Source organism: Microlunatus sp. M237, assembly GCF_056896895.1.
In genome coordinates, this window is record NZ_JBXHBL010000003.1 from 406,038 (window position 1) to 420,942 (window position 14,905).

A 14,905-nucleotide genomic window follows, 5' to 3' on the forward strand; every position below is an offset into this window, starting at 1 on the left:
ATCAGGACTGACGGCGAACGTCCTCGGGTGAGCGGTCCGGGCGCCACCCGCGCCAGGACGGATGCCAGAGCCGGTCGGTACCGCTCCAGCCCGACATCTCCACCTCGCCGACCAGCAGCGGCTCCACCCAGTGCACACCGCGGGCGTCCTCCCGCGGCACGTCGTAGGCCGGGCAGTCGGGCCGCTCCAGCTCGCTGAGCACGGTCCAGGCCTGGTCCAGCGCGGCATCGGAGAAGCCGGTGCCGACCCGGCCCACGTAGCGGATCCCGTCGTCGTCGGGGATGCCGACGGCCAGCGCACCGATCGCACCGTCGCGTCGACCGCGTCCCGGAGTCCAGCCCAGCACCACCACCTCTTGGTGCACGGTGTGCTTGAGCTTCAGCCAGGTGCCCGCCCGCCGCCCGGGCAGGTAGATCGACGAGCGGCGCTTGGCCACCACTCCCTCCAGCCCCATGGCCTCGCTGGTGTCCACCGCCGACGCCAGGTCGCCGTCGAAGGCCGGCGGCACCTGGATCCGCTGTCCGGCACCGTCCGGGAGGGTGGCCGCGAGCCGGGCCCGCCGCTGCGTGTAGGGCTCCTTGACCAGCGAGCGGCCGTCGAGCTGCAGCAGGTCGAAGGCCACCAGCTGGACCGGGGTGGCCCGCCGGGCCCGCGCGATGTCGGCCGGCTTGGTCAGGTTGATGCGGTTCTGCAGCAGGGCGAAGCTCGGTCGGCCCTCCGCGTCGAGGGCGACGATCTCGCCGTCCAGGATCGCCGACCCCACCGGCAGCGAGCCGCAGACCTCGGCGATCTCGGGATACATCGCCGTCACGTCGTGGCCCTTGCGGCTGAACAGCGTGGCGCGGCCCTCGCCGACGCAGGCGATCACCCGGACGCCGTCCCACTTCATCTCGAACACCCAGTCGTCGGCGTCGGCGAAGGCCGGGTCGTCGGGGGTGCTCAGGGTGGCCAGCATCGGGTCCACCGGCTCCGGCATCGGCAGTCGCTTCCCGGTGTCGGTCGCCCCGGTCTCGGTCGGGCCGGTGTCGAGCTCCATCAGGTGGATCAGCCACTGGTTGTCCGGGCGGCCACGGCCACCGGTGTGGATCAGCGCGTACTTGCGCGGACCGCCCAGGCCGCCGTCGGGCCGGCCGGTCAGGGTCGCGATCACCTCCTTGCCGTCGCGCCATTTCTCCAGCTCGAAGGTGCCGGCATCCCAGATCGTCACCTGGCCGCCGCCGTACTCACCGGCCGGGATGCTGCCCTCGAAGCTGCCGTACTCGAGCGGATGGTCCTCGGTCTGGACGGCGAGGTGGTTCTTCTTCGGGTCGGTCGGCACCCCCTTCGGCAGCGCCCAGCTGACCAGCACTCCGTCGTGCTCGAGCCGGAAATCCCAGTGCAGCCGGCGGGCGTGGTGTTCCTGGATGACGAACGACTGTCCCTGCCGGTCGACCGGTGTGGTGCTGGGCACCGGCTCAGGGGTGATCGCGGCGTCCCGCTTGCCGCGGTAGGTGGTCAGCCGGTCCGCCGCCGCAGGCCGGCTCGAGTCGAGCAGCACGGCCAGCGGGTCGCCGAGGGAGTCCAGCCGCTCCAGCACCTCCGGGTATTCCAGCTGCCGCAGATCCGGGTCGTCGATCTCCTCCCAGGTCCGCGGGGCGGCGACGGTCGGGCGGTGCCGGCCACGCAGCGAGTACGGCGCGACGGTGGTCTTGGCTGCGTTGTTCTGGCTCCAGTCCACGAACACCTTGCCGTCGCGGAGCGACTTCTTCATCGCGCTCACCACCAGGTCGGGGTTGGCCTGTTCCAGTGTCCTGGCGATCTCGCGGGCCAGGTCGCTGACCCCGGCGGAGTCCTGGCTGCCGTCCAGGGTGGCGTAGAGATGGATGCCCTTGCTGCCGCTGGTCACCGGCACCGCCTCGAGACCGAGTGCGGCCAGCAGCTCGCGTGACTGACGGGCCACCTCGGCGCACTCGACCAGCCCTACGCCGGGGCCAGGGTCGAGGTCGAGGACCAGCCGGTCGGGGTTCTGCGGGGTGCCGTCGGGTCCGAACGTCCACTGCGGCACGTGGATCTCGAGCGAGGCCAGCTGTGCCATCAGCGTCAGGGTGGCCAGATCGGCGATCACCGGATATTCGCTGACCCGGTCGCTGTGGGTGATGGGGTGCCGCTCGACCCAGTCCGGCGTACCGGAGTCGAGGTTCTTGGTGAAGAACACCATCGGATCGGTACTGCCGTCGCCGACACCGTTGGGCCAGCGCTTGCGGGTGGCCGGGCGGTGCGCGAGGTACGGCAGCATGGTGTCGGCCACCTGGGTGTAGTAGAGCAGCACCTCGCCCTTGGTGGTGCCCGTCTCCGGATACATCACCTTGTCCAGGTTGGTCAGCTTGAGCGGGCGGGAGTCGATCACCACGCTCTGCGTCTGCGATGCCCGTGCCATGACCACATCATGGCCGACCCGGCCGGGGACGCTGGCGTCAGTGTCCGATCGTCGCCACCACCGCGTCGGTGACCCCGACCAGGTCGACGGGCGCCAGCTCCATCTGCAGACCACGCTTGCCGGCCGAGACGAACACCGTCGGATGCTCCAGCGCCGTGGCGTCCACCACAGTGGCCAGCCGGGTCCGCTGGCCGACGGGGGAGATGCCTCCCACCACGTAGCCGCTGCTGCGCGCGGCCACGGCGGGGTCGGCCATCGCCGCCTTCTTGGCCCCGACCGCGGCAGCGAGCGCCTTGAGGTCGAGCTGGCACGCCACCGGCACCACGGCCACCACCAGCTGTCCCGCGGCGTCGGCGACCAAGGTCTTGAACAGCCGGGTCGGGTCCACGCCGAGTGCGGTGGCCGCCTCGTCGCCGTACGCCGTCGTCTCCGCGTGATGCTCGTACGGGTGCAGCGTGTAGCCGACGCCGGCCCGGTCCAGCGCGACGGTCGCAGGCGTACCGCCTGCCTTCTTCTGGGTCACCTGGGCACCTCCTCGGCGCGACGCTAGCCGATCTTGCCCTCCAGCGGGCAGCGAGATCGGCGACGATACCCGCGACGGCGCATTCCGCTCTAGCGTGGGTGCCGTGGACCGTCCGTCGAGCTCAGGAGCAACGAGCATGCAACCACCCGTCGAGAGCTCAACCGTCAGCCGGGCGGCCGCCTCGGCCCACTCCTGCCTCGTCATCGGTCTAGCCGCGCTGCTGGTCATCAACCCCGGAGGTCGCCGGCGGCACCACGCGGGCTACCGCGACTTCCTGGCCGGCTATCACGCCGTCGACGCGGTGATGTCCCGGGTGGCGCCGCCGCTATTCCTCTCCACCGTCGCCGCCGGCCTACTGGCCGCCGCGACATCGGTACGGCGTGACCGCCGCGGAGCTGCCTTGCGGCTGACGGCGGCCGGTCTCACCGCCGCCGCGGTGCGGGTCACCGTGACGGTCAACGAGCCGGTCAACCGACGGATGCGGAGCTGGAGTGCGGACGCGGAAGCGGGCGGCTGGCGGGATGACCGGACCCGCTGGGAGCAGGGCCACCGGGTTCGCACCGGGCTGTTGCTGGCTGCCGCGCTGGCCACCGTGGCCGCCCACCGATCGGTCGACCGCTGATGAGGAGAATCAGGTGAGCAGGCGTAGCAGGGCGGTCACCGCGATGGCGACCACGAACACGACGAGAAGACCGCGACGCAGCAGCAGGGCGACCACGCCGGCCGCGACGCCGGCCAGGGTCCGCCAGTCGAGCGCGTACCGACCGCCGCCGTCCGCCAGCTCGACCACCACCAACGCAGCGAGCATGGCCACCGGCAGATAGTGGGCGACCCGCTGCACCCGCGGCCGGGCCAGCACCGACTCGGGCAGTGAGAACCCCGCGAGCTTGAGGAGATAGCTGCCCACCGCACTGACCAGCAGTGCCATCCAGAGTGCGCTCATGACGACGCCGCCGACTTCTCGGCCGGCGCCAACCCGGCCACCACGGCCACGGCCGCGGCAGCGATCACCGGTACGCCCGCCGGCACCAGCGGGATCAGGACCAGGGCCACCACCGCACCGGCGAGCGCCACCCAGCGCGCCCGGGCGGCGCGCAGGGCCGGCCACAGCAACGCCAGGAACACCGCCGGGGCGGCCGCATCGAGACCGAGAGCGGCCGGGTCGACGGCCCGGCCGAGGAGAGCCCCGGACAGGCTGCCCAGCTGCCACAGGCCGAAGAGGATGCCGCCGGTGGCCCAGAACGCATAGCGACGGGCCTGCGCCGACTCCTGGCCGAGCGCCATGGCCGTCGTCTCGTCGATCACGAAGTGCGCGGTGACCAGCCGACGCCACCCGGTCGGGCGGATCGTCCCTGACAGCGCCACCCCGTAGAAGGCGTTGCGGACCCCGAGCAGCAGCGCCGCCGGCACCGCGGCCCAGGGCGAACCGCCCGCCACGGTGGCCACCCCGACGAAGGCGAACTGGGAGGCGCCGGAGAACAGCACCAGGCTGAGCACCATGGTCTGGGCCACGCTGAGGCCGGCGCCGACCGAGACCGCGCCGAAGGAGGCCCCGAAGGCGCCGGCGTAGAGGCCGATGCCGATCGCGGCGCGCAGCACCGGCCTGCGCCACGGGGTCAGGGTCATCGCAGCACCGCCACCAGCTGGACCAGCAGCGGGGCGACCAGCAGCGCCGGCAGCAGGTTGCCCACCGGCACGGCGCGGATCTGCAGCAGCCGCAGGCCGACCCCGATCAGCATCAGCCCACCCGTGGCGGTGATGGCGGCCAGGTGGGCGTCGGGCATCGAGCTCCCGATCAGCACCCCGACCAGCGTCAGACTGCCCTGGATCAGAGCCACCGCCAACACCGAGGCCATCACCCCGACCCCGAGGGAGGCGGCGAAGGCGATGGCGGCGAAACCGTCCAGGGTCGACTTCACGATCAGCTGCGAGGAGCCCAACCCGAGGCCGTCGGCGAGCGAGCCGAGAATGGTCAGCGGCCCGACGCAGAAGACCAGCGACGCGCTGACGAAGCCTTCGATGAACCGCTCGCGGGCCGGTTCGTCCGCCATCGGCCCGGCATCGATGTCAGTCACCGGCCGCCGCCCGCGACCCCGTAGCCGGTCGCGCAGCCGACCGCCGAACCGCTCCAGCCGAGCCTCGATGTCGAGCAGTGATCCGACGATGCCGCCGAGGAGCAGCGCCCCCAGGACGATCAGCACCCCGGCGTCCGCGCCGACCCGCTCGCCCAGCGCGGCAGCGGTGACCTCCATCGCCGACAGGGCGCCGATCAGCAGGGTCACCAGGCCGAGCGCGTCGGTCACCGTGTCCCGGGTCCGGGCCGGTAGCCGTGACCCCAGCAGCAGCCCGATCGCGGAGCCGACGAGCACCGTGGCGATGTTGACGACGGTGCCGAAACCGGGGAACACAGGCAGCTCGCTTTCGCTCGACCGTACGGTCGAGGGGGATTCTCCCACGGCCGTCGAGTCGGCGCCCGATGAGATATTCGTGCTGGTCGGTGACCGGCCTCCGTAGAATCGCTGCGTGCTCCCGACAATAGACATCCGTGGCCGCCGCGCCGCGGGCGAGCGGCTGGACTATGCAGCCATCGTCCCGCGGGCCGCCTTCGACGTGGACGCCGCGGTCGAGGTCGTTCGGCCGATCTGCGACGACGTCGCCGCCCGGGGCGAGGCCGCCCTGGCGCATTATTCACAGAAGTTCGACCACGTGGTCCCCGAGCACGTCCGGGTCCCGGCCGAGGCGCTCCAGCAGGCCCTCAGCGAGCTGGATCCCGAGATCCGGGCCGCGTTCGAGGAGTCCATCCGCCGGCGCCGGCTGGTCAGCGAGGCCGAGCTGGGGGAACGCGCGGTCGACGTCGAGGTCGCACCCGGCGCCGTGGTGAGCCAGCGGATGATCCCGGTCAACCGGGTCGGGCTCTACGTCCCCGGAGGGCTGGCCCCGCTGTCGTCCAGTGTGATCATGAATGTGCTGCCCGCCCAGGTGGCCGGTGTCGGTTCCATCGCGGTCGCCTCGCCGCCGCAGCGCGAGTTCGGCGGGCTGCCGCACCCGAGCATCCTGGCGGTCTGCGCGCTGCTCGGGGTGGAGGAGGTGTACGCCGTCGGCGGCGCTCAGGCCATCGCGATGTTCGCCTACGGGGTGCCCGGCCTGTGCCGCAAGGTCGACCTGGTGACCGGCCCCGGCAACATCTATGTCGTCGCTGCCAAGCGGCTGCTCAAGGGCAAGGTCAACATCGACGCCGAGGCCGGTACCACCGAGATCATGATCCTGGCCGACGGCACCGCCAACCCGCGCCACGTCGCCGCCGACCTCATCTCCCAGGCCGAGCACGATCCGGCGGCCGCGGCCGTGCTGGTCACCGCCGACCGGCCGCTGGTCGAGGCGGTGCAGACCGAGCTGGCCCGTCAGGTGGAGCTGACCAAGCACGGCGAGCGGATCCGGACCGCGCTGTCCGGCGAGCAGTCGGGTGTGGTGCTGGTCGACGACCTCGAGCAGGGCCTGGCCGTCGCGGACGCGTACGCCGCCGAGCACCTCGAGATCCACACCGCCGACGCCGCCGCGGTGGCTGCCCGGGTCACCAACGCCGGGGCCATCTTCGTCGGCACCTGGTCGCCGGTCTCGCTCGGCGACTACTGCGCCGGCAGCACCCACGTGCTGCCCACCGCCGGGTGCGCCTGCCACTCGTCCGGGCTCAACGTGAAGAGCTTCCTCAAGGCCGTGCACGTGATCGACTACTCCGAGGCCGGGTTGGCGGCGGTGGCGCGCCACGTCGAGGTGTTCGCCGACGCGGAGGACCTGCCGGCCCACGGGGCTGCCGTGACGGCGCGGTTCGACCGATGACCGCTTCGCCGACGCTGGCTGAGCTGCCGCTGCGCCCTGAGCTGGTCGGCGAGCAGCCGTACGGCGCGCCGCAGCTCGACGTGCCGTTCTGCCTCAACGTCAACGAGAACCCGTATCCACCCAGCGAGCAGGTGGTGGCCGAGATCGCCGCCGCGGTGAGCCACGCCGCGCGCAGCCTGAACCGCTACCCCGAGCGTGACGCCGTGGGGCTGCGGGCGGACCTCGCTGCCTACCTGGGCCACGGGCTCACCGCCGACCAGGTGTGGGCGGCCAACGGCAGCAACGAGGTGATGATGCACGTGCTGCAGGCCTTCGGTGGCCCGGGTCGTTCGGTGCTGTCCTTCACCCCGACCTACTCGATGTATCCCGAGTACGCCCGCGACACCCACACCAGCTGGCTGACCCATCCCCGCCGCCCCGACTTCACCATCGACGCCGAGTCCGCGGTGGCGGCCGTCGTCGAGAAGCGCCCCGACGTGGTGCTGATCACCAGCCCGAACAACCCGACAGGGACGGCCGTCGACCTGACGGTGCTGGCCCAGCTGTGCGACGCGGCCCCGGGCGTCGTCGTGGTGGACGAGGCCTACGGCGAGTTCGCGCGGTCCGGCACGCCGAGTGCCTTGGAGCTGCTGCCCCGGTATCCACGGCTGGCGGTCAGCCGGACGATGTCCAAGGCCTTCGCCTTCGCCGGTGGCCGGGTCGGCTATCTGGCTGCCGCGCCGGCGTTCGTCGACGCGCTGCGGATCGTCCGGCTGCCGTACCACCTGTCTGCGGTCACCCAAGCCGTCGCCCGGGTGGCGCTGGCCCACGCCGACGAGATGCTCGCCCATGTGGACGCCCTGCGACTGGCCCGCGACGACCTGGCCGGTTGGTTGGTGGCCGCCGGGCTGGAGGTGGCGGAGTCGGACGCCAACTTCATCCTCTTCGGGCGGTTCGACGACCGCCACGCGGTCTGGCAGGCTCTGCTGGACCGCGGCGTGCTGATCCGGGAGACCGGTCCGCACGGCTGGCTGCGGGTGTCGGTGGGAACACCGACCGAGATGGATGCGTTCAAGCAGGCGATGTCTGAGGTGCTGGCTCTGCCCGCAGCCGGACGTCCCACCGCCGTACCGAGATGAAGGACCATGCCGTGACCGAGTCCAGCCCCCAGCCTGCTCCGCGCACCGCCCGGATCGAGCGCACCACCTCGGAGTCGACGGTGACCGTCGCGCTCAACCTCGACGGGACCGGCCAGGCCAAGATCGTCACCGGCGTCGGCTTCTACGACCACATGCTGACCGCGCTGACCAAGCACGCCCTGTTCGACCTCGAGGTGAGCAGCGTCGGTGACATCCACATCGATGCACACCACACGGTCGAGGACACCGCCATCGTGATCGGCCAGGCTCTCCGCGCCGCGCTCGGGGACAAGCGCGGCATCCGCCGCTTCGGCGACGCGCTGGTGCCGCTGGACGAGGCACTCGCGCAGGCGGTCGTCGACGTCTCCGGCCGGCCGTACTGCGTCCATAGCGGTGAGCCCGCCGGGCAGGAGTACGCACTGATCGGCGGCGGCAACGTCGGCGTGCCCTACATCGGTTCCCTGACCCGGCACGTGATGGAGACGTTGGCCTTCCACGCCCACCTGTGTCTGCACCTGACGGTGATCGCCGGCCGCGACCCGCACCACGTGGTCGAGGCGCAGTTCAAGGCGCTCGCCCGCGCGCTTCGCGACGCGGTCGCCCTGGACCCCCGTGTCGACGGGATCCCCAGCACCAAAGGCGCCCTCTGATGGGCGGCGCCGCACGCGTTCCGACGGTGGTGGTGCTGGACTACGGCTCCGGCAACCTGCATTCGGCCGAGCGGGCGGTGGCCCGCACCGGGGTCGACGTCCAGGTGACCAGCGACCCGGCGGCGGCCCTGGCCGCGGACGGGCTGGTGGTGCCCGGGGTCGGTGCTTTCGCCGCCTGCATGGAGGGCTTCGCCGCGGTCGGCGGCCGGGCGGTGGTGGCCGAGCGGATCGCCGCCGGCCGGCCGGTGCTGGCGATCTGCGTCGGTCACCAGGTGATGTTCGAGACCGGGGTGGAGCACGGCATCGAGGCGCCCGGCGTCGGCGTCTGGCCCGGTCGGGTGGAGCAGCTGGAGTCCGACCGGCTGCCGCACATGGGCTGGAACACGGTGCAACCTCCGAGCGACTCCGCGCTGTTCGCCGGGATCGCCGACCAGCGGTTCTATTTCGTGCACTCCTACGGCGTCCGCGAGCTGACCGCGGCACCGGGGCGGCGCATCACCTGGGCCGAGCACGGCGGCGACCGGTTCGTCGCTGCGGTCGAGGAGGGACCGATCTGGTCCACCCAGTTCCACCCGGAGAAGTCCGGCGACGCGGGGGCCGCCCTGCTGCGGAACTGGGTCGCTATCTTGTGACCCATGCCTGAGCACCCCACCTTCTCCACTGTCGTCTTCGACCTGGGTGGGGTGGTGCTCAGCTGGGACCCGCGGCGGGCGTACGAATCGGTGATGCACGCCGACCAGATCGACGAGTTCATGGCCCGGATCGACTTCGGGACCTGGAACCGTGCCCACGACGCCGGCACCCCCTTCGACCAGGGCGAGGCCCAGCTGATCGCCCGGTTCCCGGACGAGACCGACGCCATCCGGGCGTACCGGCGCCACTTCGTGCACACCCTGACCGGGATGGTGCCCGGCACCGGTGCGGTCATCGCCGAGCTGCAGCAACGCGGGGTCGGTCTGCTGGCGCTGACCAACTGGTCGGCGGAGACCTTCCCGGTCGCCCAGGCCGAGTTCGGCCTGCTGGGCCGGTTCGCCGACATTCTCGTCTCCGGGGCCGAGCAGCTGGCCAAGCCGGACCCGGCCATCTTCGCGCTGCTGTGTGAGCGGCACGGGCTGCAGCCCGAGGAGTGCGTGTTCATCGACGATTCGCTCCCGAACGTGGCCGCGGCGTCACAGCTCGGCCTGACCGGCATCCATTTCACCGACGCGTCCTCGCTCCGGGTCCGGCTGGTCGAGCTGGGGCTGCTGGGGGAGCGCGGACCGCTGGGCCGCCCGGTCTTCCACCTCACCGAGGCCGCCACCTGGGCCGAGGCCAACGAGCAGGGGACGTACGTCTGGTCGACCCGGGGCGCCACCCAACGGGCCGAGGGGTACGTCCATCTGTCCTTCGCCGAGCAGCTGGCCGGGGTCGCCGACTTCGTGTACGCCGACCTCGACCCGTCACAGCTGGTCGTGCTCGAGCTGGACCCGGACGCGGATGGGCTGCCCGTGGTGGTGGAGGACCTCGGCGCCGGCCAGGCGTACCCGCACCTGTTCGCCGAGCTGGCCCTGACCGCCGTGCGGACCGTGCATCCCTGGCCGCTGCCTGAGCGAGCCGGCTGACGACCGGCTGTCGAGCAGCCGACCGGCGGCGTTCATCTGCCGGTCGGTGGCTGGTCACCTGCCGCGGCTACCGTTCCGGGCTCCGGCAGCAGAAGAGGTGGCATGAGGCAGGTCCTGTTCGTCGCGGCGTTCGACTCACAGCTGAAGTGGTGTGCGGGGATCCGGACCGAGCTCGAGGCCCGTGGATCGGTCGCTCGGGTGGTCGTACCCGACGTCCGCTCGGCGCTGTCAGCGGCCCAGATCTCGGCCGCCGGCTTCGACCAGGTGGACCACGCCAGCTGGTCGCAGACCCTGGACGCCGCCCTGGCCAGCGACGTGGTGGTCTGCGCGCTGTCCGGCCCTGGCACCCGCGCGCTGCTGTTCGACCTGGCTGCCCGGCGACGCGCGGCGGAGGCGGCCGGGCGCCGCACGGTCTCCCCGGTGGTGGTCACGGGCTGGGTCGGCATCATCATCGAGAAGGCCACCGCCGGCTATCTGGACCGCTGTGGCTCGGACCTGGTGGCGGTGAACTCGCGCAGCGACCTCGACCACTTCGCCACCGTGGCCGGCCGCCTGGTGCTGCCGGCCGACAACCTGGTGCTGACCGGGCTGCCGTTCCTGTCGCCCGAGCCCGCCGCCGTACGCACCGGCCCGATCCGGACCGTGCTCTTCGCCGACCAGCCCACGGTCCCGTCGTCGGCCCGGGAGCGGCGCTACCTCTACCTCCAGCTGATCGAGTACGCCCGCGCGCATCCCGACCGGACGGTGCTGCTGAAGCCACGCCACCGGGTCGGTGAGCACACCTTCCACCGGATGCGGCACCATCCGGCCGAGCTGCTGTCCGACGTTGAGCTGCCGGACAACCTGCGCGTCGACTACACCCCGATCAGTCAGATCCTGCCCACCGTCGACCTGCTGCTGACGATGTCGTCGACCGCCTGCCTGGAGGCGATCGATGCCGGCTGCCGGGTCGGGCTGATCCTTGACCTCGGGGTGCACGAGCGGTTCGGCAACCACGTGTTCCTCGACAGCGGCCTGCTGCGCACCTTCGGCCAGATCGGCGCCGACGAGCTGGGCGAACCGGCACCGGCCTGGCGGGACAGCTGGTTCCTACACCACACCCGGACCGCGCCGCAGGTCATCGCCGACCGGGTCGAGCAGCTGCTCGACACTGGCGAGCGGCCGTCGCGCGCCGTCGAAGACTCCGAGTACTACCGCGGCGCCGCGGAGTTCCACCGCGCCACCGCCGGCAGCCAGGGTCCGCGCCGCGCCGCCGCCCGCGGCTGGCGCGGCCGCGTCGACCGGCTCGGTCCCTGGAAGGGATCGATGGTCCACGTCTCGGCCGCCCTTCTCCCACCCGCGATCAACCGGCCGCTGCGGACTGCGGCTCGAAAGGCAGGCCTGCTGTGACTGCGAACGCCGCTGTGATCAACACCTACGGCGATATCCCCGGTTGGTTCTGGTGGATCGACCGGCGCATGTTCGAGACCGCGCTGGAGTCGCAGGCCGGTCGACCGCCCGGTGCACTGGTGGAGCTGGGGACCTACCTGGGCAAGAGCGCGGTGATCATCGGCAACCACCTGGCCGAGGGGGAGCGGTTCGTGGCCCTCGACCTGTTCGGTCGCGAGGACCTGTTGACCGACACCGCCGACGCGCGCGCCAACCGCTCGGAGAACCACAAGTCCTATCGGACGCTGTCGCGGCAGCAGTTCGAGGCCAACTACCTGGCGTTGCACCCGCAGCTGCCGCAGATCGTGGAGGCGCCCAGTGCCGACATCGTCAACCATGTCGCGCCGGGGGAGGCACGCTTCGTGCACATCGACGCCTCACACCTCTACAGCGCCGTACGGGTCGACGCCGCGAACGCCAAGCTGCTGCTGCGTCCCGGCGGGATGGTGGTCTTCGATGACTGGCGGGCCGAGCACACCCCCGGCGTCTCGGCCGCGGTGTGGGAGGCGGTCTTTCGCTCTGGTCTGATCCCGGTGGCACTGACGGCCCGCAAGTTCTACGGCGTCTACTCCGCTCCGGAGCCGTACCGGGACGCATTCGCCCGACTGGTGGACGGCGACTCCCGGATCTGGGCGCAGGAGCAGCAGATCGTCGGGGTCCCGGTGCTGCGCATCGGCCACCACGAGAAGAAGTCGGCCCCAGCCCCGGCACCGCCGGTTTCGGCACCGCAGCGCGTCATCGCGTCCCCGACGCGGCGGCTGGCCCGGACGCTGGCACGCGACGTCGCTCCGCCCGCACTGACCCGCCTGGTCGTCGCCCGTCGCCGCAGCTCCAGGCGTGCTCAGGACTGAGCGGACCGGGCTGCCGCGCTGCGGAGCACCTGCACCGCAACGGCCGGCAGCCGACGCACCACGGCCCGGCGCAGCCGGTGGCGCAGGATGGTGCGACGGCCGGCGACCGGCTTGGCCGGGAACCGACCGGGCAGGTCCAGCCGGGTCAGCCGCTTGCGCTTGAAGTAGCGGCGCAGCGGGTCGTAGTGGTCGATCAGCAGCCGCTCGGCGTCGTCGCGCAGCTCGGGGTAGCTGCCTGGCTGCATGCAGTAGGAGACGGCACGGACCAGCCGGTTCAGCTCGATCGCCGACATCTCCGCCTGGGCTCGGCCGTCGGGGACGACCGCGTCGATGACGGTGACCGGGATGCGGTTGCTGTTCTCGTACGGCGCGAGCCGTTCCAGCAGCAGCTCGGTGCCGACCCGCAGCGTCGGCAGGTCGTAGCAGGCCCGCGCCGTCACCAGGGCGGTGGAGAAGCAGCCGAGGACAACCTCGACGTCGAGCCGGTCGAACAGCGTCTCGGCCAGCACGGCGTCGGTGCTGATCACCAGCTCGACGCCGATGCGGGCGGCCTCGGTGATCATGGCCTCGGCCAGGTGGCGGCCGGCGGAGGGGTGCGGCTTGAACACCACCCGCCGACTGCCGTGGGCCACCGCCGCGCACAGCAGCTGCCGGTGCAGCTCCTCTTCCTCCACCTCGGTCAGGATCCCGAGGGCCGACAGATACTGCCCGAGCAGCAGCGCCACCGGTCGGTCGGTCGGCGTGGTCAGGTCGGCGTTCGCCGACAGCTGGTCCAGCACCGAGCGGAACGCGGCGGTGCCGATGATGACCTGCTCGGTCTGCCACTCGCTCAGCAGCACGGGTCGGAGCCCCGGCACCAGGTCGAGGTGCAGCAGCCGTTCCACCCGGGTCCCCACCAGGGTGGGCAGCGGGCTGCGGGTCGGTCCGTAGCTCATCAGCCCGTCGGCGTAGACGTCGACCGCCGCGTCGCCGAAGATCTGTGTCAGGGCGGCGGCCGGGCGCACGTGGATGCTCTCCACCACCAGCCGCACCGGCCCGTCCGGCAGCTGCCACAGAGAACGGAAGTGCCGTTCCCACAACGGGAGGTCGACCCCCCGGGGCATCCACTCCGACGGATGCTGCGGGGCGACGGCATCGTTGTAGGACAGCACCCGGTCGAACGACTTCACCAGCACCTCGAAGCCTCTCATCGCCGACATCGGCCTCGCGGTCTCGGGGTTGGCGCTGTTGTTGCTGATCACCAGGATCCGCAGGCCGGCGTCGGGGAACCGTCCGTCGTCGAGCGCCGCCACCACGGTGGCGAGACCGTACACGGTGGAGGCGACGAAGACCTGGGTCTCGGGGGCGGCCGTCGGTGCGGTGGTCCGCCCAGCGCTCATCGCTCCGCTCCGATCAGGTCACGGATCCGCGCCTGCCGGTCGGCGTCCATGCTCGACAGCACCGGCACCAGCGCGTCGGCAGGTAGCCGACGCAGGGCGTCGCGGCACAGCACCGTCAGCTGGGCGGCCAGGGTTGCGTCATAGCTGAAGCCGGTCAGCGTCCGCGCCGACTCCTCGGCTCGCTCCGTCCGGCTCAGGTGATGACAGATGATCGCGCAGTACGCCCGCAGCGCCTTCGGCATCAGCCGCTCCGCCTCCGGGTCGGCGGCGACGTCGGCGATGATCTGGTCGAAAGCGCGGAGAAAGTCGAACTGGCGGGCGGTCGACTGCTGGGTCAGCGAACCGGCCACCTCACGGCGGTAGAACAGCCCATGCAGGCCGACGACGGCGAAGCTGTCGGCTCGCAGGTGCAGCCGCCAGATCCACGGCCGGTCCTCGCAGGTGCGCAGCTGGGGATCGAAGTGCAGCAGTCCGCGGTCGGCCAGCCCTCGGGTGTAGATGCCGGCCCAGGCATGCGGGGCGTCCACCGAGGTGGGCCGGTGGATGGGCAGGATCGAGTCGCGCGGACTGCATACCCGGCCACGGGGTCCGTGCGGGATGCGGTGCACGGCGCGACGACGACCCCGGACCTGGACGTGGTCGGTGCGCACCATCTGACAGCCCAACCGCTCGATCTCGCCCAGCAGCCGGGGGTAGTAATCGGGAGCGACGAAGTCGTCGCCGTCGAGGAAGGTGAGATAGGCAGTGTCGGTCTGGTCGATCCCGACGTTGCGGGTCGCGGCGAGACCGGCGTTGACCGCGTTGTGGATGACCCGGCTCCGGGGGATGGACGCTGCCCCCTGTTCGAGCAGCTCGCCGGTGGCGTCGGTGGAGCAGTCGTCGATGAAGACGAACTCCACGTCCGGGTGCGCGGCAGCCCGCAGGCTGGCCAAGGTCTCGGGTACCAGTGGGGCAAGGTCGAAGAACGGCACGATCACCGACAGTTTCGTCACCCGCCGCAACCTAGGGCGCCGGTTGCCTGAGTCGGTGATCACCGAACGACCAGCAGGTGAACAGTCGACGACCCGCGCACCAACGCGGTCGACGCCGCTGCGACCAGCGC

General features: G+C 71.7%; 15 protein-coding genes. 8 read left to right on the plus strand and 7 right to left on the minus strand.

Features of this window, described 5'->3' with window-relative positions:
- Position 1 precedes the first annotated feature (1 nt).
- The gene (locus AC1XX3_RS12960; protein ID WP_483321555.1) at positions 2 to 2,416 is read right to left on the minus strand and encodes an ATP-dependent DNA ligase; all 2,415 of its coding nucleotides are present in this window, start codon (positions 2,414 to 2,416) and stop codon (positions 2 to 4) included.
- Between the two features lie 37 nt (positions 2,417 to 2,453).
- Complete coding sequence (gene ybaK, locus AC1XX3_RS12965) at positions 2,454 to 2,939, minus strand: Cys-tRNA(Pro) deacylase (protein WP_483321556.1); 486 nt, start codon at positions 2,937 to 2,939, stop codon at positions 2,454 to 2,456.
- Between the two features lie 136 nt (positions 2,940 to 3,075).
- On the opposite strand from ybaK, the gene AC1XX3_RS12970 reads away from it, so the two are divergent.
- Positions 3,076 to 3,561 (plus strand): anthrone oxygenase family protein, encoded by a 486-nt coding sequence (locus tag AC1XX3_RS12970; RefSeq protein ID WP_483321557.1) that lies wholly within the window; start codon positions 3,076 to 3,078, stop codon positions 3,559 to 3,561.
- 9 nt (positions 3,562 to 3,570) lie between these two features.
- Here AC1XX3_RS12970 and AC1XX3_RS12975 read toward each other — a convergent pair whose 3' ends face one another.
- From AC1XX3_RS12975 to AC1XX3_RS12985, 3 genes are read right to left on the minus strand one after another with little or no spacing between them, the layout of a single operon-like run.
- Positions 3,571 to 3,882, minus strand: a complete 312-nt coding sequence (locus AC1XX3_RS12975; RefSeq protein WP_483321558.1) for an AzlD domain-containing protein — start codon at positions 3,880 to 3,882, stop codon at positions 3,571 to 3,573.
- Positions 3,879 to 4,565 (minus strand): AzlC family ABC transporter permease, encoded by a 687-nt coding sequence (locus AC1XX3_RS12980; RefSeq protein ID WP_483321559.1) that lies wholly within the window; start codon positions 4,563 to 4,565, stop codon positions 3,879 to 3,881. Before AC1XX3_RS12980 ends, AC1XX3_RS12975 begins: the two co-directional genes overlap by 4 nt.
- Positions 4,562 to 5,395, minus strand: a complete 834-nt coding sequence (locus AC1XX3_RS12985; protein WP_483321560.1) for a DUF554 domain-containing protein — start codon at positions 5,393 to 5,395, stop codon at positions 4,562 to 4,564. Before AC1XX3_RS12985 ends, AC1XX3_RS12980 begins: the two co-directional genes overlap by 4 nt.
- A 67-nt stretch (positions 5,396 to 5,462) precedes the next feature.
- Here AC1XX3_RS12985 and hisD point away from each other — a divergent pair, with 67 nt between their 5' ends.
- From hisD to AC1XX3_RS13020, 7 genes are all read left to right on the plus strand, one after another.
- Complete coding sequence (gene hisD / locus AC1XX3_RS12990; protein ID WP_483321561.1) at positions 5,463 to 6,776, plus strand: histidinol dehydrogenase; 1,314 nt, start codon at positions 5,463 to 5,465, stop codon at positions 6,774 to 6,776.
- Complete coding sequence (locus AC1XX3_RS12995; RefSeq protein ID WP_483321562.1) at positions 6,773 to 7,894, plus strand: histidinol-phosphate transaminase; 1,122 nt, start codon at positions 6,773 to 6,775, stop codon at positions 7,892 to 7,894. Before hisD ends, AC1XX3_RS12995 begins: the two co-directional genes overlap by 4 nt.
- A gap of 11 nt (positions 7,895 to 7,905) precedes the next feature.
- Entirely contained in the window at positions 7,906 to 8,544 is a 639-nt protein-coding gene (hisB, locus tag AC1XX3_RS13000) for an imidazoleglycerol-phosphate dehydratase HisB (protein WP_483321563.1), read from the plus strand.
- Positions 8,544 to 9,176, plus strand: a complete 633-nt coding sequence (gene hisH / locus AC1XX3_RS13005; protein WP_483321564.1) for an imidazole glycerol phosphate synthase subunit HisH — start codon at positions 8,544 to 8,546, stop codon at positions 9,174 to 9,176. Before hisB ends, hisH begins: the two co-directional genes overlap by 1 nt.
- A gap of 3 nt (positions 9,177 to 9,179) precedes the next feature.
- Positions 9,180 to 10,145 (plus strand): HAD-IA family hydrolase, encoded by a 966-nt coding sequence (locus AC1XX3_RS13010; protein ID WP_483321565.1) that lies wholly within the window; start codon positions 9,180 to 9,182, stop codon positions 10,143 to 10,145.
- A gap of 102 nt (positions 10,146 to 10,247) precedes the next feature.
- Positions 10,248 to 11,534 (plus strand): DUF6716 putative glycosyltransferase, encoded by a 1,287-nt coding sequence (locus AC1XX3_RS13015; RefSeq protein ID WP_483321566.1) that lies wholly within the window; start codon positions 10,248 to 10,250, stop codon positions 11,532 to 11,534.
- Positions 11,531 to 12,424: a class I SAM-dependent methyltransferase gene (locus AC1XX3_RS13020; protein ID WP_483321567.1), complete on the plus strand. Its 894-nt coding sequence runs from the start codon at positions 11,531 to 11,533 to the stop codon at positions 12,422 to 12,424. The genes AC1XX3_RS13015 and AC1XX3_RS13020 overlap by 4 nt, the downstream gene beginning before the upstream one ends.
- On the opposite strand, the gene AC1XX3_RS13025 is transcribed toward AC1XX3_RS13020, so the two are convergent.
- Both AC1XX3_RS13025 and AC1XX3_RS13030 read right to left on the minus strand, forming a co-directional pair.
- On the minus strand, positions 12,415 to 13,803 hold the full coding sequence (locus tag AC1XX3_RS13025; RefSeq protein WP_483321568.1) for a polysialyltransferase family glycosyltransferase: 1,389 nt from the start codon (positions 13,801 to 13,803) through the stop codon (positions 12,415 to 12,417). The genes AC1XX3_RS13020 and AC1XX3_RS13025 overlap by 10 nt on opposite strands.
- Positions 13,800 to 14,795, minus strand: coding sequence for a glycosyltransferase family 2 protein (locus AC1XX3_RS13030; RefSeq protein WP_483321569.1), 996 nt, complete (start codon positions 14,793 to 14,795; stop codon positions 13,800 to 13,802). Before AC1XX3_RS13030 ends, AC1XX3_RS13025 begins: the two co-directional genes overlap by 4 nt.
- Positions 14,796 to 14,905 lie beyond the last annotated feature (110 nt).

What these genes read in the sequence shown, in the direction of transcription:
- AC1XX3_RS12960 (WP_483321555.1), bottom strand. Translation starts at nt 2,416, where the DNA reads ATGGCACGGGCATCGCAGACGCAGAGCGTGGTGATCGACTCCCGCCCG.
- AC1XX3_RS12970 (WP_483321557.1), top strand. Translation starts at nt 3,076, where the DNA reads ATGCAACCACCCGTCGAGAGCTCAACCGTCAGCCGGGCGGCCGCCTCG.
- AC1XX3_RS12975 (WP_483321558.1), bottom strand. Translation starts at nt 3,882, where the DNA reads ATGAGCGCACTCTGGATGGCACTGCTGGTCAGTGCGGTGGGCAGCTAT.
- AC1XX3_RS12980 (WP_483321559.1), bottom strand. Translation starts at nt 4,565, where the DNA reads ATGACCCTGACCCCGTGGCGCAGGCCGGTGCTGCGCGCCGCGATCGGC.
- AC1XX3_RS12995 (WP_483321562.1), top strand. Translation starts at nt 6,773, where the DNA reads ATGACCGCTTCGCCGACGCTGGCTGAGCTGCCGCTGCGCCCTGAGCTG.
- hisH (WP_483321564.1), top strand. Translation starts at nt 8,544, where the DNA reads ATGGGCGGCGCCGCACGCGTTCCGACGGTGGTGGTGCTGGACTACGGC.
- AC1XX3_RS13010 (WP_483321565.1), top strand. Translation starts at nt 9,180, where the DNA reads ATGCCTGAGCACCCCACCTTCTCCACTGTCGTCTTCGACCTGGGTGGG.
- AC1XX3_RS13015 (WP_483321566.1), top strand. Translation starts at nt 10,248, where the DNA reads ATGAGGCAGGTCCTGTTCGTCGCGGCGTTCGACTCACAGCTGAAGTGG.
- AC1XX3_RS13025 (WP_483321568.1), bottom strand. Translation starts at nt 13,803, where the DNA reads ATGAGCGCTGGGCGGACCACCGCACCGACGGCCGCCCCCGAGACCCAG.